Genomic DNA, 21,046 nt, shown 5'->3' with positions numbered 1-21,046 from the left:
CGCACGAAGGGAAACGCGATGCCGCAACAGCACGAGTACACCACGGGCGTGCCCAGCTGGGTCGATGTGTCCACGCCGGACACGGACGGGGCCAGGCGGTTCTACACCGGCCTGTTCGGCTGGGCTTACGAGGTCGGCGAGGAGCGCTTCGCCCACTACACCAACGCGCTGCTGGACGGTCACGTGATCGCGGGCCTCGGTCCGGCCCAGCCGGACGCGCCCCCGATGTGGGGCACCTACCTGCACACCGAGGACCTGGCCGGGACCGTTGAGCGGGTACGTGCGGCCGGGGGCACCGTGGTGGTGGAGCCGATGCCGATCGGTGACTTCGGCTCGATGGCGCTGGCCGCCGATCCCACCGGCGCGCTGATCGGGTTCTGGCAGCCGGACAAGCACCGGGGCGCGGGGCTGGTCAACGAGCCGGGCGCGCTGGTCTGGAACGAGCTGCGCACCACTGATGTGGCCACGGCGAAGTCCTTCTACGCCAACGTCTTCGACTACACCTTCAGCGAGGTGCGGGGCGCGCCGGAGTACCCGGTGTTCCAGCTGGGCGAGCGGCAGGTGGCCAGCGCCGAGCCGGTGCACCGGGAGGAAGAGCGGCCGCACTGGCTGGTCTACTTCGGAACGTCCGATGTGGACGCCACCGCGGCCAGGGCCACCGAGCTCGGCGGCTCGGTAGTGGAGCAGCCCAGCGACACCGCCTACGGGCGGATGGCCGTGCTGGCCGACCCGTGGGGCGCGGAGTTCGCGGTGCTGCACCTGCCGGATTGAGCCCCACGCCGCGGCCGAACCCGATAGCCTGGCCCGGCTATGAACGGATACGGCCTCGACCACGAGGAGCTGCGCGCGCTGGCCCGGCGGTTGTCCTTGGCGGTCAAGGACATCGAGGCCACCCGCAAGAGCTGGGACACCGGCACCAGGGACGGCGCGACCTTCGCGACCACCGAGGCCGGCGCGGCGCACCTGGCCTTCCAGCAGCACCTCTTCGACAACCTGCGCGGCCGGATCAACGCCATCGACGCCCTGGTCAACCAGGCCAGGGACACCCTGGCCGGGTACGCCACCGCCGATGACGCGCAAGGCTTCTGGCAGGTCCCGCAGTGAGCCGGGGCGACCGCCACGACCTGGCCGAGCGGGCCACCATGCTGGCCAACCTGGCCGAGACGATCACCCTGGGCACCATCGAGGACACCATCCGGATGGGCATGGCCCGGCTCGGCCCGCTCACCGGCGACGCGGCCCGCCTTGCCGACCTGGCCGCGGCCTACCGGCCGGCCGCCACCGAACTGCGCGACACCGGGGCCGAGCTGCTCGCCGAGTACGCGCAAACCGTGCCCTGGCAAGGGGAAGCGGCGGCCGAGGCGGCCGCGGTGATCACCACCCAGGGCCGCAAGCTCGGTGAGGACGCGGAGGTCCTGGCCGCGATCTCCGCGCTGCTGTCCGGGCACGCCGAGCGGTTCGCCCAGGCCAGGCGCGAGCACGAGGAACTGCACCAGCGCTTCGTCGACCTCAGCCACCGGGTGAGCCTGGTGCTGCCGGTGCTGCACCTGGATCCCGGTGGCGCGCTGGCCTTCACCGCGCTGGTGGCGGACGCGCTGACTGACTCGGCCGCGCTGCTGGAGTCGGTGCGCGCGGACGCCGACGCGGTGGCCGAGGGCCTGCGCCGGGTCCAGGACGGCGGGGTGGCCGCGGCCAGGGAACTGGCCACACACCGCTGACCCGCTAGGCCCGGCGCGGCTCCAGCCGGACCACGATCGACTTGGACATCGGCGTGTTGGACACCCGCGCCGTGGCATCCAGCGGCACCAGGGCGTTGGCCTCGGGGAAGTAGGCCGCCGCGCAGCCGCGCGCGGTCGGGTAGGCGATCACCCGGAACCGCTCGGCCCTGCGTTCCTTGATCTTCTGCGGGTCCTCCGCCCACTCGCTGATCAGGTCCACGATCGTGCCGTCCGGGATCTCCAGCTCGGCCAGGTCCTCCGGGTTCACGAACACCACCCTGCGACCGTCCTGCACGCCCCGGTAGCGGTCGTCCAGGCCGTAGATGGTGGTGTTGTACTGGTCGTGGCTGCGCACGGTCTGCAACAGCAGGCGGCCTGCGGGCAGTTCGGGGGCCTCGAAGGTGTTCACCGTCAGGTTGGCCCGGCCGGTGCTGGTCTCGAAGGTGCGGGAGTCCCTCGGCGGGTGCGGCAGCACGAAGCCGTCCGGCTGGCGGACCCTGCGGTTGAAGTCGGCGAAACCCGGTACCACGCGGGCGATCCGGTCCCTGATCTTGTCGTAGTCGCGCTCGAACTGCGCCCACGGCACCGGGTGCCCGTCGCCAAGGGTCGCCCGCGCGGCCCGGCAGATGATCGCCACCTCGGAGAGCAGCGCCGGAGAGGACGGCTTGAGCCGCCCGCGGGAGCGGTGCACCACCGACATCGAGTCCTCGACCGTGACGAACTGGTCCTTGCCGGCCTGCGGATCGCGGTCGGTGCGGCCCAGGGTCGGGAAGATCAGCGCGGTGCGGCCGTGCACCACGTGCGAGCGGTTCAACTTGGTGGAGACCTGCACGGTCAGCGAGCAGTTGCGCAGCGCGGCCTCGCTGACCTCGCTGTCCGGGGTGGCCGCGGCGAAGTTGCCGCCCATGGCCAGGAACACCCTGGCGTGCCCGTCCCGCATGGCGCGCAACGACTCCACCGTGTCGAAGCCGTGCCTGCGCGGCACGGTGATGTGGAACTCGTGCTCCAGCGCGGCCAGGAACTCCTCCGGCATCTTCTCCCACACGCCCATGGTGCGGTCGCCTTGCACGTTGGAGTGCCCGCGCACCGGGCACACGCCCGCGCCCGGCTTGCCGATCATGCCCCTGGTCAGCAGGACGTTCATGACCTCCTGGATGGTGGGCACCGAGTGCTTGTGCTGGGTGAGCCCCATCGCCCAGCAGATCACCGTGCGCTCGGAGTCCATCAGCATCCGGCTGAACCGGGCGATCTCCTTGCGGGACAAGCCGGTCGCCCGGTCCACCTCGGACCAGTCCAGCTGCTGCAGGTGCTCGGCGTAGGCCTCGAAACCGTGCGTGTGCCGCTGCACGAAGTCCCAGTCCACCACGGTGCCCGGCGCGGCCCGCTCGGCCAGCAGCAGCAGGTGCCCGACGGCCTGGAACAGCGCCAGGTCGCCGCCGAGGCGGATCTGCAGGAACAGGTCGGCCAGCGGGGTGCCCCGCCCGATCAGGCCGCGCACGTTCTGCGGGTTCTTGAACCGCATCAGCCCGGCCTCGGGCAACGGGTTCACCGCGACGATCTTCGCGCCGCGCTGCTTGGCCTGCTCCAGCGAGGACAGCATGCGCGGGTGGTTGGTGCCCGGGTTCTGGCCCACCACCACGATCAGGTCCGCGGACTCCAGGTCGGCCAGGCTGACCGAGCCCTTGCCGATGCCGATGGTCTCCTTCAGCGCCGCGCCGGAGGACTCGTGGCACATGTTGGAGCAGTCCGGCAGGTTGTTCGTGCCCAGGCTGCGCGCGAACAGCTGCCACAGGAACGCGGCCTCGTTGCTGGTGCGGCCGGAGGTGTAGAAGATCGCGTCATCCGGCGAGGGCAGCCCGCGCAGCTCCTCGGCCAGCAGCTCGAAGGCGCTGTCCCAGGAGATCGGCTCGTAGTGGGTGCCGCCGGGCCGCAGCACCATCGGCTCGGTCAGCCTGCCCTGCTGGCCCAGCCAGTAGTCGGTCTTGGCCGCCAGCTCGCGGACCGGGTGCGCGGCGAAGAACTCCCGGCCCACGGTGCGCTTGGTCGCCTCCTCGGCCACCGCCTTGGCGCCGTTCTCGCAGAACTCGGCCACCTTGCGGTGCCCCTGGGCTTCCGGCCAGGCGCAGCCGGGACAGTCGTAGCCTTCGCGCTGGTTCAGCAGCCGCAGGGTGCGGGCCGAGCGCAGCGCGCCCATCTGCTCGACGCCGTGCCGCAGCGAGACCAGGACCCCGGGGATCCCGGCGGCCCACTGCTTGGGCCGGGAGACCGACAGCTCGGTCTCGTCGACATCGTGTTCGGGTGCCTCACGCGCCATGGCACCATCCTGCGCTCGGGTGCCCGCAAACCACCAATCGGGCGTAGCCCACACTTCACCCGTCCGGAGTAGCAAGCCATTCCCGCAGCACCGCCGCGTCCCGCCGGAAGCTCGCCGGAGAATCGTCCGGCACGAACTCTACCAGCGCGAACCGGTCCCGCCCGTCCGCGGCGAGCTCGGCGAGCACCGGTCGCCACAGGTCTTCCCGATCGGCCAGCGGCAGCCGGTCCTTCCCACCACCTGGACCCCAGCTGAACACGTGCGCGGTCACCAGCTCCGGCAGCAGCGCCCGCACCTCGGTCAGCGCGGAGTCCAGGTCCTGCCCACCGGCCGGCTGCCAGTACGGCACCACCTCAGCCTGGTCCACCTCGGCGAACAACGCGGTCGCCGAGGCCAGCGTGTCGGTCAGCGTGTTCCGGTGGTACTCCACCGCGATCCGGATGCCCACCTCCGCGGCTGCCTCGGCCGCGCGCCGCAACGCGTGCACGGTCGCCGCCCGCTCATCCGGACTGGCTTCTGCGGACCCGAGCTTCCCGGCCCACACCCGGATCAGCGGCGCGCCCAGCACGGCCGCGGTGCGCACCACCGGCGCCAGCTCGGCGGGATCGCTGTGCCCGGCCCGGTAGTAGGAGCCGTAGGCGGCCACGGCCAGCCCGGCCTGAGCGGTCAGCTTGCGGGTGGCCTCGGCGGCGACAAGATCACCGGCCGGGACGTGGATGTCGCCACCCCACTCGATCGCCGACAACCCGGCTTCTTCGACCAGCCGCACCACCTCGGGCACACCCAGCTGCCGGAAGGTCACCGAGACCAGCCCAGGAACGATCACGGCATCTCCTTGCGACTACCAGCGGAATGCGCTTTCCGGGCATCCTAACCGAGCTGCTCGTCACCCGAGCCCGGCTACTTGCACCCGTCCTCATCGTCCAACGGGCTGTTCGGGTCGAAGTAGTGCTTCCGATCATGCTTGGCCGTCGGCCCACCCGGCTTCTGCTTCTCCCGGTAAGTAGGAGCCAGCAGCTCCTTCTCCGACTCCGCGCAGCTCATCAGGTAGTCGTAGCCGTCGAACTTCTCGCCCCACCACAGCCCGTGCTGGCTCTTGCGGATCTGCGGGTTGTCCTCCAGCGTCCACTCGCCCGCGCGCCGCTGGATCGCGATGATCTCGTGCGGATCGCTGATCTTCTCCGCCTGTTCGGGCTCGAACGCGAAGGCGAAGACGTAGTTCGTGCCGGCCGTCAACTTGCCCTTGCCGTCCACGAACAGCTTCATCTCGCCCTTCACCTTGGGCTCGACCTTGAGCAGCTTGTACCCGGGCGCGATCCGGGTGTACAGGTACGAGCCGCCGTCGACGGGCAGCTTCTCCTTCTCCCGGTGCTCGTCGTACTGCTCCTGCGCCTCGGGCGCGAGCAGCTTGAACACGTGCTCGGTCTGGCCCTCCACGATCACCCTGCGGTCCAGCCTGCCGGTGATCAGCACCTGGCGCACCCGCTCGCCGAAGGCCCTCACCTGGGCCGCGCTGTACTTCCCGAGCGGGCCGGTCTCCGGCACGGTGATCCCGGCCGCGCCGTCGGGCCACGGCCCGGCCTCGGTGCCCAGGAACGGGGTGGTCAGGTTGACCCTGGGGGTGCTGGTGGCGGAGGAGCCGCTGGCGTCGGGGGTCAGGCCGGTCAGCAGGCCCGCGCGCTGCAGCACGACTCCGGTCGCGCCCAGGGCGATGACCAGGCCGAATCCCAGGAAACGGCCGCCGTTGCGACGCCAGAAGGCACGGCGCTTTGTCGCGCGAACCTGAGGGTCCTCGCCCATGTCACCCCCCGATCGAGTGAAAACGTGCCGAGGTTAGCAGCGCCCGGCTGTCACCAGCGAGGCTTGTCGCTGGTGGGGCTCGGTGCGACCAGCGGGAATCCCGTTTCCGCAGCCCCCGTAGAATCTACGACTGTGACCGAGACCCTTCCGCAGCAGGCCCGTACCGATCTCCCCGCCCAGTTCTCCCCGGCGGAGGTAGAGGGCGAGCTGTACCAGCGCTGGGTCGAGCGCGGCTACTTCACCCCCGACGCGGGCAGTGACAAGCCCCCGTTCACCATCGTCATCCCGCCGCCCAACGTCACCGGCAGCCTGCACATCGGGCACGCCTTCGAGCACACGCTGATCGACCTGATCATCCGGCGCAAGCGGATGCAGGGCTTCGAGACGCTGTGGCTGCCGGGCATGGACCACGCCTCCATCGCGGTGCACGCGCTGGTGGAGAAGCAGCTCGCGGCCGAGGGCACCAGCCGCCGTGAGCTGGGCCGAGAGGCCTTCATCGAGCGCACCTGGGAGTGGAAGGCCGAGTACGGCGGCAAGATCCTGGCCCAGATGCGCCGCCTCGGCGACAGCGTGGACTGGACCAGGGACCGCTTCACCATGGACGAGAAGTCCAACCGCGCGGTCCTGACCATCTTCAAGAAGCTCTACGACGAGGGCCTGATCTACCGGGCCGAGCGGCTGGTCAACTGGTCGCCCGTGCTGCGCTCGGTGCTCTCCGACGCCGAAGTCGACCACGATGAGGTCGAGGGCGAGCTCGTCTCCATGCGCTACGGCGACGGGGACGCCTCGATCGTGGTCGCCACCACCCGGGTGGAGACCATGCTGGGCGACACCGCGGTCGCGGTGCACCCGGCCGACGAGCGGTACCAGCACCTCATCGGCACGCTGATCGAGCTGCCGCTGACCGGGCGCAAGATCCCGGTCGTGGCCGATGAGCACGTCGACCCGGAGTTCGGCACCGGCGCGGTCAAGGTGACCCCCGCGCACGACCCGAACGACTTCGAGATCGGCAAGCGGCACCAGCTGCCGATGCCGACGATCATGGACGAGCAGGGCCGGATCGCGAACAGCGGCACCGAGTTCGACGGCATGGACCGGTTCGAGGCGCGGGTGGCCATCCGCGAGGCGCTGCGCGCGCAGGGCCGGATCGTCGCGGAGAAGCGGCCGTACCTGCACAGCGTCGGGCACAGCTCGCGGTCCAAGGAGCCGATCGAGCCGCGGCTGTCGCTCCAGTGGTTCGTCAAGGTCGGCCCGCTGGCCAAGGCCGCGGGCGACGCGGTCCGCGAGGGCAAGGTCGCGATCAACCCGCCGGAGATGGCCACGCGCTACTTCGACTGGGTCGACAACTTGCACGACTGGTGCATCTCCCGCCAGCTGTGGTGGGGCCACCGGATCCCGGTCTGGTACGGCCCTGACGGCGAGCAGATCTGCCTCGGCCCCGACGAGCAGCCGCCGGCGGGCGAGGGCTGGCGCCAGGACGAAGACGTGCTGGACACCTGGTTCTCCTCGGGGCTGTGGCCGTTCTCCACGCTGGGCTGGCCGGAGAAAACCGACGACCTGGCCAAGTTCTATCCGACCAGCGTCCTGGTCACCGGCTACGACATCCTGTTCTTCTGGGTCATCCGGATGATGATGTTCGGCCTGTACGCGATGGACGGCGTGCCGCCGTTCCACACCATCGCGCTGCACGGCATGGTCCGGGACCAGTACGGCAAGAAGATGTCCAAGACCATCGGCAACGTGGTCGACCCGCTGGACTGGATGGACCGCTTCGGCACCGACGCGCTGCGCTTCACCATGGCCCGCGGCGCCAACCCCGGCACCGACGTGCCGATCAGCGAGGAGTGGGTCGCCGGTTCCCGCAACTTCGGCACGAAGCTGTGGAACGCCACCAGGTTCGCCATGATGAACGGCGCCACGGTCGCCGAGCCGGTGCCCGCGCGGGAGTCGCTCACCGACGCCGACCGGTGGATCCTGGACCGGCTGGACTCGCTGGTGTCCGAAGTGGACGGTCTGCTGGACGACTACCAGTTCGCCAAGTCCACCGAGGCGCTCTACCACTTCGTCTGGGACGAGTTCTGCGACTGGTACCTGGAGCTGGCCAAGGTCCAGCTGGGCGACGACCGGGCGGCGGCCACCCGCGCGGTGCTCGGCCACGTCCTCGACGTGGTGCTGCGCCTGCTGCACCCGGTCTCCCCGTACCTCACCGAGACGCTGTGGACCGCGCTCACCGGTGCGGAGTCGCTGGTCGTCGCGGCATGGCCGACGGTCTCCGGCGCGACGGCTGACCCCGTTGCCGCGGAACGGATCGCGGCCGTCCAGCAGTTGGTCACCGAGATCCGCCGGTTCCGCTCGGACCAGGGCATCAAGCCCGGTCAGCGGGTGGCCACCCGGCTCTCCGGGATGGACGCCGCCGGGTTGACCGCGCTGACCGCCTCGGTCCGCGCGCTGGTGAAGCTGGACGAGCCGGGTGAGGGCTTCACCGCCTCGGCCGACTTCGAGCTGAACCTGCCCACCGGCACGGTCACCATCGAGCTGGACACCTCCGGCACCATCGATGTCGCGGCTGAGCGCAAGCGGCTGGCCAAGGACCTCGCGGTGAACGAGAAGGAGCTCGCGGGCTGCGTGGCCAAGCTGAACAACCCGGCGTTCACCGACAAGGCGCCCGCCGCGGTGGTGGAGAAGATCACCGAGCGCAAGGCGGCGGCCGAAGCCGAGATCGAACGGATCACCGCGCGGTTGGCTTCCCTGCCGTCGGCCTGATTAGCTGGCCACCCGCGCCATGAACGGGTGAGGGGGCGAGCGCATGACCGAAGCACATGCCAGGGTGGAACGCGTCCTGGACCAGGTGTTCTCCTCGGTGGCGCCGCCCCGCCCGTTCGAGGTCGGCGCGTTCTGCCGGGACCTGGGTGCGGCGCGCGGCCATCCGATCGAGCTGATGCCGCTGAGCCAGGTGCTGGGCGGGCGGGTCGCGCCGTTCGACGGGCTGCTGGTCTCGGCCTTCGACGCCGACTACGTCTTCTACGACGACACCACCTCGGCGCTGCACCAGCAGAACACGATCCTGCACGAGATCGGCCACCTGGTGCTGGAGCACCGCAGCATCGGCGACAGCGGCCAGCCCAGGCTGCCGATGCTGCGGCTGCTGTTCCCGCACTTCAACGAGGCCCGGCGGGCGGAACTGCTGGGCAAGGCGCTGTGCCGGGCCGGGTTCCAGGACATCCAGGAGCGGGAGGCGGAGAGCTTCGCCACCCAGTTCTCCGCCCGGCTGCTCGACGCCGAGGGCGGCCGGGTGCTGGGCCGCAGGGCCAAGCGGCTGCCGCCGCACGAGGCGCAGGTGATCGACCGGCTGGCGCAGGGCCTGGGGCCAGGCCAGCAGTGAGCGCGACCGGGCTACTCGTGCTGGCCGTGGTGCTGGCCACCCTGGCCACCGTGCTGACCAGGCTGCGCCAGCTGATCGGCCGCGCGGGCAACCCCGCGGTGCGCGCGCTGCTGCTGGGCTGCCTGGCGCTGGCCCTCGCGCTGTCGGTGCAGCTGCCGGTGGTCTACCCGGTGATCAACCAGGTCGGCTTCAACCTGGCCTGGCCGGTGCAGCACGTGCTGGTGCTGGGCACCGCGTACCTGATCCAGGTGTTCTTCCTGTACTCCATCGAGGAACCCGCCGAGGCCGCTCGCCGGGCCGCGCGGCAGGCGCTGGTGCTGCTCGTGGTCACCTCGGTGATGTTGCTGCTCTTCGCCGAGGCCCCGCGTGCCCGCGACTTCCTGCACGGCCCGGCCGGTCGCAACGAGGCCGGTGGACCCGGCGACCCGGTGGCCGCGCTGGCCTTCGCCACCTTCAGCCTGTACCTGGGCTGGGCGGCGCTGAACCTGATGCGGCTGGCCTGGCAGTGGTCCACCAAGGCCAGGGACCTGTGGTGGCTGTTCATCGGGCTGCGGCTGCAAGTCCTGGCGCACGTGTTCACGCTGGCCTTCTGCGCGCACAAGCTGGCCTTCCAGCTCATGGTGCTGCTCCGCGTCACCCCGGCCTGGACCGCGGACTCGGTGGAGGGCTGGCTGATGCCCGCGGCCTGCGCGCTGGCCACCCTGGGCGTGACCGCGTGCGCGCTGGGCGAGACGGTGGCCAGGTGGCTGCGCAGGCACTGCGCGCCGCTGGTCCGGCTGACCGGCGCGACCGCGGCCTGGTGGCGGTTCCTGCGCGCGCACCACGCGCTCTACCCGCTGTGGGCGCGCTTCGCCGCGGTGCTGCCGGAGATCACCCTGGACCCGCCGCGGTCCCGCTGGGCCGACCTGCGCGACCTGCGGCACGGCCGGCGCAGGCTCTACCGCAGGCTGATCGAGCTGGAGGACGGCGGCAAACAGCTCCGCTCGGCCATCCCGCCCGAGGTCCTGGCCCGCGCCGGGGAACTGGGCCGGGCGCGGGGCCTGCCCGAGGAAGCCCTGCCCGCGCTGACCGCGGCCGCCGGGTACGCGGTCGCGCTGCGCCGCCGAGAACTGGGCCTGCCGGACGTGACGGACAATCCCCTGGGCAGCGCCGCGGGCGCGGAGGACCTGGCCGACCTGGTGGACCGGTGGCGCGCGATCACCCGCGCGTTCGGCAGGGACCCCGTGGTCCGGCAGGTGCTCGCCGAGACCACCAGCGCACGGGAGAAGGCCGGACGATGAAACGACGACTCGTGCACCTGGCGCGCATCCAGGAGTTGGACCCCGAACGCGACTACGCCGAGATCTACCGGCTGACCGCGCTGTACGAGTTCACCTTCGACGTCAGCATCGCCCTGCAGCTGGCCTTCTACCGCACCTACGCGGTGCCCTCGATCTCCGGCCTGCTCGCGCACACCGGCCACATCGAGCACGACCCGGTCAAACGCGCCGAGGACACCGGCCTGCTGATCTTCGAGATGGTCGAGCACGGCTTCGACCACCCCCGCGCCCGCACCGCGCTGCGGGTCACCAACGGCGCGCACCGCCCGTGGACCATCAGCAACGACGACTACCTGTACGTGCTGGGCACCTTCATGTTCGTGCCGTTCCGCTGGCTGGACCGCTACGGCTGGCGCCGCCCGGTCGAGGCCGAACGCATCGCCGCCTACCACTTCTACCGCGAGCTGGGCGCCCGCATGGGCATCAGGGACATCCCGGACAGCTGGGCGAAGTACGAGCACTGGTTCGACACCTACGAACGCGAGCACTTCGCACACACCCCGGCCAACACCCGCCTGCTGCGCGCCTCCCAGCAGCTCATCGCCGACCGCTTCCCACCCCGGGCCCGCCCCCTCGGCCGCCTGCTCGGCCTGGCCCTGCTCGACGTCATCGACGACGAACCCCTGCGCCGGGCACTGGGCGTGCCGCGAACGCCGTGGGCGCTGCGCACCGCAGTCAAGCTGGGCTTCCGGCTGCGCGCGGTCGTGCAGCGGTTCCTGAAACCGCGCAGCACCAGCTCGTTCACGCCTGGCGGACAGATGAAGGCCTATCCCGACGGATATCAGCTCTCAGATCTGGGGCCGGCCACGCCGCGCGCGCCGGGGGCCTCGAGCCAGTAGTAGGTGCGCCGCGGGCTCTTGAGCGAGCCACGCACCTCCACCTGACCCGTGCCGATCAGCTCGTTGAGCTTGTCGGCCACCGTGGGCCGGGAGAACCCGGTGGCCTTGACCAGGTCGCTGCTCCGCGCCGAGCCGAGCTCGCGGAGGGCGGCCGCGACGGCGCTCCTCGCCCTGCCGCCGCCGTCGGTGCTCCGGCGAGGCTGCGTCGCGCGCCTGAACTCGACCTCGAACCGGTTGGGGAAGTTGCGGAACACCGGCGCGTCCATGCCGGAGTGCCGCAGCTCGCGGATCATGGCCGGAATCCCCGAGGCGCGGTTCTCCGCGACCAGCCGATCACTGCCCGGCAGGAACACATCCGTCAGCAGCGAGGCGAGGAACCCGTTGCGGGAAGAGGAAACCCCCTCCAGACCCAGGTCGCCCAGGACCACCGGCCCGTACAGGCCACCGGGGCTGCGGACCTCCAGGCGGTCGGGGTGCAGGTCGAGCTGCACCTGGGTGCCGCGGGTGATGGGGCTGTAGTCCCGGTGCAGCAGCGCGTTGACCACCGCCTCCCGGACGGCGGTGAGCGGGTAGTCACGTTGTTCCCGGCGTCCGCCAGAGGTGATGAAACCTCGGGTGCGGGTGTTCCTGGCGATCACTGAGATGACGTCGGCGACCAGATCCGGGATGGCGCCCCGGATGACCGGGTTGTCGGCGAACCGCGGCCCAGCCTCGGTGGGCTCCTGGTCCGGGTGGGCCACCACCGAGACGGTCAGCTGCGGGAAGAACTGCTGCGGGTACCGGCCGAAGGTCAGCAGGCCGCCCAGGGAGGGGACGAGCGCGTCCCGATCGTCGCGAACGAGTACTCGCAACCGCTCCAGGGTGCTCAGTTCGTCAGTGTCGGCGAACGCACGAGAGGTCTGTTTGACCCGCTCGATGGTGCGCAGCAACTCGGTGCGGTCCAGGTCGTCGAGCGTTGCCTGACTGACCGGTTCCCGGTCGAACACGGGCTGTTCCCGGTTGGCGAAGGCCAGGCCGATCTCCGCCTGGGTCATCCGGCGGTCACCGTCGCCGACCCGGACGTAGGAGCCGGTGCTGATGCCCTTCGCGCTGATGTAGCACGGGCGGACCGCCGAGGGCAGCGGGCTGATCTCGGCGACGACCAGCAGGTGGCCCTCGAACTCGAGGATGTCGGTGGCGGGGCGCAGCGCCGGTTCCAGGTCGGTACAGGCTTGGGAGACCAGGTCGTCGCGCAGCTTGGCCGGCGTGGCCAGCGGGACCGGTGCGAAGTTCCGCTGCTCGTCGAGGCCGAGGACGACCAGCCCGCCGTTGGTGTTGGCGAACGCGGACAGGGTGGGCAGGAGACTCTTGGGCAGGCCGCCCGCCGCTGACTTCACCTCGACCTCGGCCGGCTCGCCACCGAGCCGGCGCAGCCGGGCGATTGCCGAGGTCAGGTCCCGCGTGTCCACGAACTCGAAACCCTACTCTCTACTGTTAACTTGCAAGTTGACAGTAGAGCTTACAGTAGCCGACGGTATCCGTTCGAGTTCGCTCAGTGTTCGGAATTGGGTGTGCGGCTCAGCGGGAAACGGAGCAGGAAGCTGGTGCGGCCCGGTTCGCTGGTCAGCTCGACCGTGCCACCGTGCGCGGTCACCAGGGACCGGACCACGGCCAGGCCGAGGCCGCTGCCGCCCTTGTCGCGGGAGCGGGAGTCGTCCACCCGGTAGAAGCGGTCGAAGATGCGTTCCTGGTCGGCGGGCGGGATGCCGGGGCCGTTGTCGGTGATCCGGACCAGGGCGTTCCCGTCGGCGGTCCAGACCGCGAGCTCGACCTCGGTGCCGGGCGGGGTGTGCACGGCGGCGTTGGTCAGCAGGTTGTCCAGTACCTGGCGCAGGCGCATCGGGTCGGCGCGCAGGGCCAGGTGGTCCTGGGCCAGCACCACGGTCAGCGGGTGGCCGGGGCGGGCGGCGCGGTAGGCGTCGGCGGCGGCGTTGGCCAGTGCGACCAGGTCGATGTCCTCCGGGCGCAGGGGTTCCTCGACCTCGGCGGCGTCCAGGCGGGCCAGCAGCAGCAGGTCGTCCAGCAGGAGCGTCATCCTGGCCGCCTCCTCGCGGATGCGGGCCAGGTGCCGGTCGCGCTCGGCGGGCTCGTTGGCCGCGGCGTACTTGAACAGGTCGGCGTAGCCGCGGATGGAGGTCAGCGGGGTGCGCAGCTCGTGCGAGGCGTCCGCGACGAACCGGCGCAGCCGCTGCTCGGCGGCGGTGCGGGCGGCCAGCGAGGAGTCGATGTGCTCCAGCATCAGGTTGAACGCGCTGCGCAGCTCCTCCACCTCCACCCCGCCCCCGCCATCGCCAGTGGCGCGCACCGGGAGCTGGGCGGAGTCGGTGAGGTCGTGCGAGCGGATGTCGTGCGCGGTGCCCGCCATCTGCGCCAGCGGGCGCAGGCCCCTGCGCAGCACCAGGCGGCCGGAGACCACCAGCACCAGCAGCGCCACCAGGAACATGGCCACGCACACGGTGATGAACCAGTTGATTGTGTTGTCCAGGTCGTCCCTCGGCGCCGCGCTGACCAGCACCTGGGTGTTGGTGATGGTGCAGGCGCGCACCCGGTAGGAGCCCTGTTTCCCGTACAGGTTCAGGGTTTTGTAGATGTCCTCGTCCTGGCCGTGCACCTCCTCGGCGACCTTGGCCAGCTTGTCGATGTCCTGCTGGGTGGTGCCGTTGGTGGCCGAGACCGGCTGCGGCTTGCCGCCGCGCATGTCGAAGAGCACCGACTGCCAGGACCACGGCGGCTGCGGCGCGCCCTTCTCCCGCCAGGCCGCGGTCTGCTCGACCTGGCTCTTCTTCATCTGCTCGTCCAGCTTGCCGGCCAGGTACTCCTCCATGCTGGTCACCATCACGGTGCCCACCACGGCGAAGACCACCAGCGACAGCGCGCCCAGCGCCAGGGACAGCCTGGTGCCCAGCCGGGTGCGCCGCCAGGCCGTCCGCCAGCGGCCCCACAGGCTCACTGGACGGCCTGGCGCAGGGCGTAGCCGACGCCGCGCATGGTGTGGATCAGCGGCTCGTGGCCGTTGTCGACCTTGCGGCGCAGGTGCGAGATGACCAGCTCGACCACGTTGGAGCGGCCGCCGAAGTCGTACTCCCAGACGTGGTCCAGGATCTGCGCCTTGGTCAGCACCGCGGGGGAGCGGCGCATCAGGTAGCGCAGCAGCTCGTACTCGGTGGGGGTCAGGGTGGCCAGCTTGCCCGCCCTGCGGACCTCCCTGGTGTCCTCGTCCAGGGTCAGGTCGGCGACCTGGAGCACCGAGCGCGCCTGCGGCGTCCAGGCCTGGGCGGTGCTGCGCCGGAGCACCGCGCGCAGCCTGGCCATCAGCTCCTCCACCGAGAAGGGCTTGACCAGGTAGTCGTCGCCGCCGCGGGTGAGGCCGACGATCCGGTCCGCGGTGCCGTCCTTGGCGGTGAGGAAGACCACCGGGACCAGTGAACCGCTTTCCCGCAACCGGTCCAGCACGGTGAACCCGTCCAGGTCGGGCAGCATCAGGTCGAGCACCACGATGTCCGGGCTGAACGCGGCCGCCTGCCGCAACGCCTCCGCGCCGGTGCCCGCCGTCGCCGCCCGCCAGCCCTCGTAGCGGGCCACCGTGGCCACGAGGTCGGCGATGTGCGGCTCGTCGTCCACCACCAGCAGACGGACCTGGTTGTCGTTGCTCACCCGCCCATGGTGCGTCAGTCCGGGCCCCGCGGCGAGGCCGTGACCGGCCCGCACGGTCACGAGACAGCAAGTCGACAGCTTCGGGACAGCGTGGACACAGCTTCGCCGACCAGGCTCGCAACCGAAGCCGACCCCCAGCCGAGCCGAAGCAGGAGCAGACCCGTGACAACGCTTGAAGCCCCCGCGCCCGCCCCGCAGGCGCCGACCGTGCGGCCAAGGGTCCTCGCCCGCACCGGTCTGTACCTGCTGCTGGCGGCGAACGCGGCCGTGGTCGCGGTGTTGTTCGCCAACGCCGGGTTCGACGACAACGCGCTGATCCTCATCGGCCGCCTCACCGGCCTCTACGCCGCGCTGATCATGGCTTTCCAGCTGCTGCTGGTGGCCAGGCTGCCCTGGCTGGACCGGCGGATCGGCATGGACCGGCTGACCTCCTGGCACCGGTGGACCGGCTTCGGTCTGTTGTGGACACTGCTGGCGCACGCGGTGTTCATCACCTACGGCTACGCGCAGGCGGAGAACCTGCCGGTGGTCACCCAGTTCGCCGAGCTGGCGACCACTGTGGACGGTGTGCTGCGCGCGATCGTGGCGCTGCTGCTGATCATCATGGTCGGCGCGGTGTCGGTGCGCGCGGCCCGGCGCAGGCTGGCCTACGAGACCTGGCACTTCATCCACCTCTACACCTACCTCGCGGTGGTGCTGGCCTTCGGCCACCAGATCGCGGCCGGGCGCACCTTCGCCGGTTCGGCCTTCGCCCGCGGCTACTGGTGGGCGCTGTGGGGTGCCGCGCTCGGCGCGGTGGTGCTGGGCAGGCTGCTGCTGCCGCTGTGGCGCAACCTGCGGCACCAGTTCCGGGTGACCGCGGTGGTGCCCGAGTCGGACAACGTGGTCTCGGTCTACATCACCGGCCGCGACCTGCACCGCCTGCCCGCCCGCGCCGGCCAGTTCTTCCTGTGGCGCTTCCTGACCAAGGACCGCTGGTGGCAGGCGAACCCGTTCTCGCTCTCCGCCGCGCCGGACGGCCGCACGCTGCGCCTGACCGCCAAGGCCCTCGGCCCCGGCAGCGCGGGCCTGCGGCACATCCAGCCCGGCACCAGGGTCTTCGCCGAGGGGCCATACGGCGCGTTCACCACGCTGCACCAGCGCACCCCGCACGCGGTGCTGGTCGCCGGCGGGGTCGGTGTCACCCCGGTGCGCGCGCTGCTGGAGGACATGACCGGCCACGTGGTGGTGCTGTACCGGGTCCGCGCCCAGGGCGACGCGGTGCTGTACCGGGAGCTGGCCGAGCTGGCCCAGGCCCGCGGCGCGATCCTGCACCTGCTCACCGGTCCCCACGACGCGGAGACCGAGCACGGCCCGCTGCTCGGCGCGGCCAACCTGGCCGCCCTGGTGCCCGACATCGGCTCCCGGGACGTGTTCGTCTGCGGCCCGCCGCCGATGACCGACGCGGTGCTGCGCGGCCTGCGCGAGCTCGGCCTGCCCCGCGACCAGGTGCACGCGGAGCGCTTCAGCCTCGCCAGCTGACCCACCCCACTCCTGAGAGGAACCCTCCCCATGCGCCGGGTAGTCCCCGCCCTGCTGCTGACCGTCGTCGGGCTCATCCCGCTGTGGCGCTTCGAGGCCACCCCGCACGAGAGCACCGCCGTGCTCGCCGACCCCGGCACCCCTGATCCCGGCGCCACAGACCCGGGCGCCGCGGACCCGGGTGCGGCGGGCTCCGGCACCCCGCCGCCCGGCGCGACCAGCACGCCCGACGGCTCCGGCCAGTCCGCCACCACCAGCGCCACCGGCTCGACCGAGGCCACCAGCTACGGCTCGGTGCAGGTCCAGGTCACCTTCACCGGCGACCGGATCACCGAGGTCCGCACGCTGCGCGCGCCCACCAGCACCCGCACCCAGGGCGCGCTGCCCCGGCTGCGGCAGTCCGCGCTGACCGCGCAGAGCGCCGACATCGACACCGTCTCCGGCGCCACCCAGACCAGCCAGGCCTACGCGCGGTCGCTGCAGGCCGCGATCGACGCGAAGGGGCGCTGATGAGGGTGGCCGGCTCGGTGCGCAGGGTGGAGCAGGTGATGGGCCTGCCGGTGTCGGTGGACCTGCGGGACGAGCGGCTTGGCGAGGAACCGGTGCGGCGGGTGTTCGACTGGCTGCGCGAGGTGGACGCCCGGTTCAGCCCGTTCCGGCCGGACAGCGAGGTCAGCCGGTTCGGCCGCGGTGAGCTGGCCGAGGACCAGCTGAGCCTGGACCTGCGGTACGTGCTCCAGGTGTGCGCGAACTACCAGCACCGCACCGGCGGCGCCTTCCGCGCCTGGCTGCCCGGCCGCGAGCTGGACCCGTGCGCGGTGGTCAAGGGCTGGGCCGTGCACCGCGCCGCCGGGCTGCTGCGCCGGTGCGGGGCCCGTGACTTCTGCCTCAACGCCGGTGGCGACGTGGTCACCGCGGGCGAACCCGCCCCCGGCCGGCGCTGGCGGGTCGGCATCCGGCACCCCGACCAGGCCGACCAGCTCTGCGGCGTGCTCGCCCTCGGCGACGCCGCGGTGGCCACCTCGGCCGCCTACGAACGCGGCGCGCACATCGTGGACGGCCGCACCGGCCTGCCGCCGCGCCGCCCGCTGCTGAGTGTGACGGTGCTCGCCGCCGACCTCACCACCGCGGACACCACCGCCACCGCCGCCTTCGCCCTCGGCGAGGAGGGCATCGGCTGGGCGGCCGAGCAGCCGGGCTGCTCGGTGTTCGCGGTGCGCGCCGACCGGACCGTGGTCAGCTCGCCGGGCCTGCCGCTGGCCTGATTGGCGGGTACGTAGACTCGGACGACGTGACAGACAGTCAGACCGAGGCGGTGCAGGCGCTGGCCGCACTACGCGCGGTCGAGGCGGAGCTGGACACCCGCTGGCCGGAAACGAAGATCGAGCCCTCGCTGGACCGGATCCGCCTGCTGACCGAACTGCTCGGCGACCCCCAGCGCTCTTACCCGGTCGTGCACATCGCGGGCACCAACGCCAAGACCTCGACCTCACGCATGATCGACGCCCTGTTCACCAGGATCGGTCTGCGTACCGGCCGCTACACCAGCCCGCACCTCCAGCTCGCCACCGAGCGGATCAGCGTGGACGGCGCCCCGATCGGCCCCGACCGCTACGTCGAGGTCTACCGGGACGTCGAGCCGTACGTGTCCCTGGTCGACGGCCGCCAGCCGGTGCCGATGAGCAAGTTCGAGGTGCTCACCGGCATGGCCTTCGCCGCCTTCGCCGACGCCCCGGTGGACGTGGCCGTGGTCGAGGTCGGCCTCGGCGGCAGCTGGGACGCCACCAACGTCGCCGACGGCCGGGTCGCGGTGATCTGCCCGATCGCCATCGACCACGTCGACTACCTCGGCGGCGACCTGGCCGGCATCGCCAAGGAGAAGGCCGGGATCATCAAGCCCGGCGCCACCGTGGTGATGGCCGAACAGCAGCCCGAGGCCGCCACCGAGGTGCTCCGGCAGGTGGCCGAGGCCGACGCCGTCATCGCCCGCCAGGGCGCGGAGTTCGGCGTGCTCCAGCGCGAGGTCGCCGTCGGCGGCCAGCTGCTGCGCCTGCAGGGACTGGGCGGCGTCTACGAGGACGTCTTCCTGCCCCTGCACGGCGCGCACCAGGCCGACAACGCCGCGCTCGCCCTGGCCGCGGTCGAGGCGTTCTTCGGCGCGGGCCCGGACCGCCAGCTCAACATCGAGACCATCCGCGAGGCCTTCGCCACCGTCGCCTCACCCGGCAGGCTGGAACGCCTGCGCACCGCGCCGACCGTGCTGGTCGACGCCGCGCACAACCCGCACGGGGCCAAGGCACTGGCCGCCGCGCTGGAGGCCGAGTTCGGCTTCCGCAAGCTGGTCGCGGTGGTCAGCGTCATGGGCGACAAGGACGCCACCGGCATCCTCACCGAGCTCGAGCCCGTCGCACACGAGATCGTGCTGACCCAGAACTCCTCGCCGAGGGCCATGGACGTCGACGACCTGGCCGCCCTGGCCATGCCGATCTTCGGCGAGGACCGGATCTTGGTCGAGGCGCACCTGCCCGACGCGCTGGAGGCCGCGATCCGCCTGGCCGAGGAGACCGACAACCCGGACGAGCCGGTCTACGGCGGCGGCGTCGTGGTCACCGGCTCCGTGGTCACCGCGGGCGAGACCCGCGCGCTGCTCGGAAAGGCCCCAGCGTGAGCAGGAAGGTTCGGCCATGAGCCACGGCGCACCCAAGCCGATGAAGAACCCGGCCAAGGCCCTCCGCGGCATCATGATGGGCACCCTGATCATGGAGGCGATCGTGGTGGCCCTGGCGCTACCGGTGATCGCCAAGCTTGGCGGCGGCATCGGCACCACCGGCGGGGTCCTGGTCACCTGCCTGGCAGTGGCGATGCTGCTGTGCGCCGGGCTGATCCGCTTCCCCTGGGGAGTGTGGGTCGCGGTGGCGCTTCAGGCAGCGATGATCGCGGGCGGCTTCGTCGTGTTCACCCTCGGCGTGCTCGGGGTCATCTTCGCGTTGATCTGGGCGTACCTCCTCTGGCTCCGGCGGGAACTGGCCCGCAGCCTGGCTGCCGCGGCGGCTCAGAGCTGAGCCGGGGGTCCCACTCCAGGACCATGACACAGTCAACTGGAGTGGGACCATGGGGAGCGTGGCTGGCTGTGGACAACTCCCCGGTTGTGGACAAGTGCCCGGTTCCAGGGAGCCCCGGCTTGCACAGTCAGCCGGCGACTAGTAGATGCGGCAGCTCCAGTACCGCGTCGACGACCTCGGCGACCGAACCGCTGACCTGCCAGGTCACCCGGCCGTCGATCATCCGTTTCGCCTCGGCCTCCTCGGGCCCGAGGACCAGCACCGCGTCCGCGATGACACCGAGCCTGCGCACGTACAGCAGGGCGTCCGGATCGCGTGCATCGCCCAGTGGGGTGCCGGACCAGCCGGCGGCCACCAGGAAACGGAGGGCGGTCATGTGTTTCTCCATGCGCAACCCCTTCTCGCCGGGCCCCCGACAAGCCCGTCACATCTCTAGACGGAAAAGAGCCCAATCGGGTTGCGCGGCTTCATTCGGTCGGAGGACAGGTTCACCTGGTGTCCGCCTGTCCGTTGACCACTGGCCGCACTCGGCGACTACAACCCGGGAGTGCCCGAAACCCCAGGACTGAACCGACGCTCCCTGCTGCGTTACGGCGCGGCGGGCGCCGGGGCGATCGCCACCGGCCTGCTGCTGCCCACCACCGTCTCCGCTGCCCCGCTCGTGCCCAGCGCCCGCCCCCGACTCAGCCACGGCATCCAGTTCGGCGAGGTCGACGGGGACTCCGCGGTGGTCTGGGCCCGCGCCGACCGCCCGTCCCGGCTGCGCGTCGAGGTCGCCAGGGACGAGAGCTTCCGGCACGCCCGCCAGTTCTGGGGCCCGGCGCTCACCCCGGCCACCGACGGCACCGGCGAGCTCCGGGTCGCCGGACTCACCGCGGGCCGCGACTACCACGTCCGGGTGACCGCCTGCGAGCTCGACGGCCGCGCGGCCAGCGAGCCGGTGCTCGGCTCCTTCCGCACCGCCCCGCGCGGCCGCCAGGACGTCAACTTCCTGTGGTCCGGCGACATCGTCGGCCAGGGCTGGGGCATCAACCCCGACCTGGGCGGCATGACCATCTACTCCCGGATGGCCGCGCTGCGCCCGGACTTCTTCCTGTGCAGCGGCGACACCGTCTACTCCGACGGCCCGCTCAGCGAGACCGTGCTGCTGCCCGACGGCCGCACCTGGCGCAACCTGGTCACGCCGGAGAAGACCAAGGTCGCCGAGACCCTGGCGGAGTACCGGGGCCAGTTCGCCTACAACCTGCTCGACGAGCACGTGCGCCGGTTCAACGCCCAGGTCCCGCAGCTGAACCAGTGGGACGACCGCGACGTTACGTCGTCGCACAACGGTCGTCAACCACGGGAAGGACCAGGAGCGTGCAGCTCGAAAGCGCCTCTGACGTGCCCAAACACAGC

General features: G+C 71.4%; 20 protein-coding genes. 13 read left to right on the top strand and 7 right to left on the bottom strand.

What is annotated here, in order from left to right; translation table 11 throughout:
• Positions 1-18: 18 nt before the first annotated feature.
• The 3 genes from ACWDY5_RS35090 to ACWDY5_RS35080 are packed head-to-tail and all read left to right on the top strand — an operon-like array spanning position 19 to position 1,718.
• Positions 19-771 carry a VOC family protein gene (locus tag ACWDY5_RS35090; RefSeq protein WP_449726440.1) on the top strand — a complete coding sequence of 251 codons (753 nt, stop codon included), beginning with the start codon at positions 19-21 and terminating at the stop codon, positions 769-771.
• Positions 772-810: 39 nt separating this feature from the next.
• The gene (locus tag ACWDY5_RS35085; protein ID WP_449726439.1) at positions 811-1,104 is read left to right on the top strand and encodes a hypothetical protein; all 294 of its coding nucleotides are present in this window, start codon (positions 811-813) and stop codon (positions 1,102-1,104) included.
• A complete protein-coding gene (locus ACWDY5_RS35080; protein WP_449726438.1) occupies positions 1,101-1,718 on the top strand; it encodes a hypothetical protein in 618 nt (205 codons plus the stop codon). The genes ACWDY5_RS35085 and ACWDY5_RS35080 overlap by 4 nt, the downstream gene beginning before the upstream one ends.
• A gap of 4 nt (positions 1,719-1,722) precedes the next feature.
• On the opposite strand, the gene ACWDY5_RS35075 is transcribed toward ACWDY5_RS35080, so the two are convergent.
• The 3 genes from ACWDY5_RS35075 to ACWDY5_RS35065 all read right to left on the bottom strand — a co-directional run bounded on the left by ACWDY5_RS35075 (position 1,723) and on the right by ACWDY5_RS35065 (position 5,832).
• Complete coding sequence (locus tag ACWDY5_RS35075; protein ID WP_449726437.1) at positions 1,723-4,032, bottom strand: FdhF/YdeP family oxidoreductase; 2,310 nt, start codon at positions 4,030-4,032, stop codon at positions 1,723-1,725.
• 55 nt (positions 4,033-4,087) lie between these two features.
• Positions 4,088-4,858 carry a sugar phosphate isomerase/epimerase family protein gene (locus ACWDY5_RS35070; protein ID WP_449726436.1) on the bottom strand — a complete coding sequence of 257 codons (771 nt, stop codon included), beginning with the start codon at positions 4,856-4,858 and terminating at the stop codon, positions 4,088-4,090.
• A 74-nt stretch (positions 4,859-4,932) separates the two neighbouring features.
• Complete coding sequence (locus ACWDY5_RS35065; RefSeq protein ID WP_449726435.1) at positions 4,933-5,832, bottom strand: hypothetical protein; 900 nt, start codon at positions 5,830-5,832, stop codon at positions 4,933-4,935.
• Positions 5,833-5,964: 132 nt separating this feature from the next.
• On the opposite strand from ACWDY5_RS35065, the gene ACWDY5_RS35060 reads away from it, so the two are divergent.
• The 4 genes from ACWDY5_RS35060 to ACWDY5_RS35045 are packed head-to-tail and all read left to right on the top strand — an operon-like array spanning position 5,965 to position 11,372.
• Entirely contained in the window at positions 5,965-8,595 is a 2,631-nt protein-coding gene (locus tag ACWDY5_RS35060) for a valine--tRNA ligase (RefSeq protein WP_449726434.1), read from the top strand.
• Positions 8,596-8,638: 43 nt separating this feature from the next.
• Positions 8,639-9,214, top strand: coding sequence for a hypothetical protein (locus ACWDY5_RS35055; protein ID WP_449726433.1), 576 nt, complete (start codon positions 8,639-8,641; stop codon positions 9,212-9,214).
• Complete coding sequence (locus ACWDY5_RS35050; protein WP_449726432.1) at positions 9,211-10,494, top strand: MAB_1171c family putative transporter; 1,284 nt, start codon at positions 9,211-9,213, stop codon at positions 10,492-10,494. Before ACWDY5_RS35055 ends, ACWDY5_RS35050 begins: the two co-directional genes overlap by 4 nt.
• Positions 10,491-11,372 (top strand): oxygenase MpaB family protein, encoded by an 882-nt coding sequence (locus ACWDY5_RS35045; protein ID WP_449726431.1) that lies wholly within the window; start codon positions 10,491-10,493, stop codon positions 11,370-11,372. Before ACWDY5_RS35050 ends, ACWDY5_RS35045 begins: the two co-directional genes overlap by 4 nt.
• Here ACWDY5_RS35045 and ACWDY5_RS35040 read toward each other — a convergent pair.
• The 3 genes from ACWDY5_RS35040 to ACWDY5_RS35030 form a co-directional block, all read right to left on the bottom strand.
• Positions 11,315-12,820, bottom strand: a complete 1,506-nt coding sequence (locus ACWDY5_RS35040) for an ATP-binding protein (protein WP_449726430.1) — start codon at positions 12,818-12,820, stop codon at positions 11,315-11,317. The genes ACWDY5_RS35045 and ACWDY5_RS35040 overlap by 58 nt on opposite strands.
• Before the next feature lie 83 nt (positions 12,821-12,903).
• The gene (locus ACWDY5_RS35035) at positions 12,904-14,361 is read right to left on the bottom strand and encodes a sensor histidine kinase (protein WP_449726429.1); all 1,458 of its coding nucleotides are present in this window, start codon (positions 14,359-14,361) and stop codon (positions 12,904-12,906) included.
• Positions 14,358-15,065, bottom strand: a complete 708-nt coding sequence (locus ACWDY5_RS35030; protein WP_252486049.1) for a response regulator transcription factor — start codon at positions 15,063-15,065, stop codon at positions 14,358-14,360. The genes ACWDY5_RS35035 and ACWDY5_RS35030 overlap by 4 nt, the downstream gene beginning before the upstream one ends.
• Before the next feature lie 162 nt (positions 15,066-15,227).
• Between ACWDY5_RS35030 and ACWDY5_RS35025 the strand changes: the two genes are divergently transcribed.
• From ACWDY5_RS35025 to ACWDY5_RS35005, 5 genes are read left to right on the top strand one after another with little or no spacing between them, the layout of a single operon-like run.
• A complete protein-coding gene (locus tag ACWDY5_RS35025; RefSeq protein ID WP_449726428.1) occupies positions 15,228-16,586 on the top strand; it encodes a ferredoxin reductase family protein in 1,359 nt (452 codons plus the stop codon).
• A 30-nt stretch (positions 16,587-16,616) separates the two neighbouring features.
• On the top strand, positions 16,617-17,096 hold the full coding sequence (locus tag ACWDY5_RS35020; protein ID WP_449726427.1) for an FMN-binding protein: 480 nt from the start codon (positions 16,617-16,619) through the stop codon (positions 17,094-17,096).
• Positions 17,096-17,851 carry an FAD:protein FMN transferase gene (locus tag ACWDY5_RS35015; RefSeq protein ID WP_449726426.1) on the top strand — a complete coding sequence of 252 codons (756 nt, stop codon included), beginning with the start codon at positions 17,096-17,098 and terminating at the stop codon, positions 17,849-17,851. The genes ACWDY5_RS35020 and ACWDY5_RS35015 overlap by 1 nt, the downstream gene beginning before the upstream one ends.
• 26 nt (positions 17,852-17,877) lie before the next feature.
• Positions 17,878-19,254 (top strand): bifunctional tetrahydrofolate synthase/dihydrofolate synthase, encoded by a 1,377-nt coding sequence (gene folC, locus ACWDY5_RS35010; RefSeq protein ID WP_449726425.1) that lies wholly within the window; start codon positions 17,878-17,880, stop codon positions 19,252-19,254.
• A 16-nt stretch (positions 19,255-19,270) separates the two neighbouring features.
• Positions 19,271-19,648 (top strand): DUF4233 domain-containing protein, encoded by a 378-nt coding sequence (locus ACWDY5_RS35005; RefSeq protein ID WP_449726424.1) that lies wholly within the window; start codon positions 19,271-19,273, stop codon positions 19,646-19,648.
• Between the two features lie 127 nt (positions 19,649-19,775).
• Here ACWDY5_RS35005 and ACWDY5_RS35000 read toward each other — a convergent pair whose 3' ends face one another.
• The gene (locus ACWDY5_RS35000) at positions 19,776-20,024 is read right to left on the bottom strand and encodes a hypothetical protein (protein WP_252486043.1); all 249 of its coding nucleotides are present in this window, start codon (positions 20,022-20,024) and stop codon (positions 19,776-19,778) included.
• Positions 20,025-20,195: 171 nt separating this feature from the next.
• Between ACWDY5_RS35000 and ACWDY5_RS34995 the strand changes: the two genes are divergently transcribed.
• The coding region (locus ACWDY5_RS34995; RefSeq protein ID WP_449726423.1) for an alkaline phosphatase D family protein at positions 20,196-21,046 on the top strand (851 nt) is incomplete at its 3' end.

This window comes from Crossiella sp. NPDC003009 (assembly GCF_053591555.1).
This window is presented reverse-complemented; position numbering and strand designations above follow the sequence as displayed.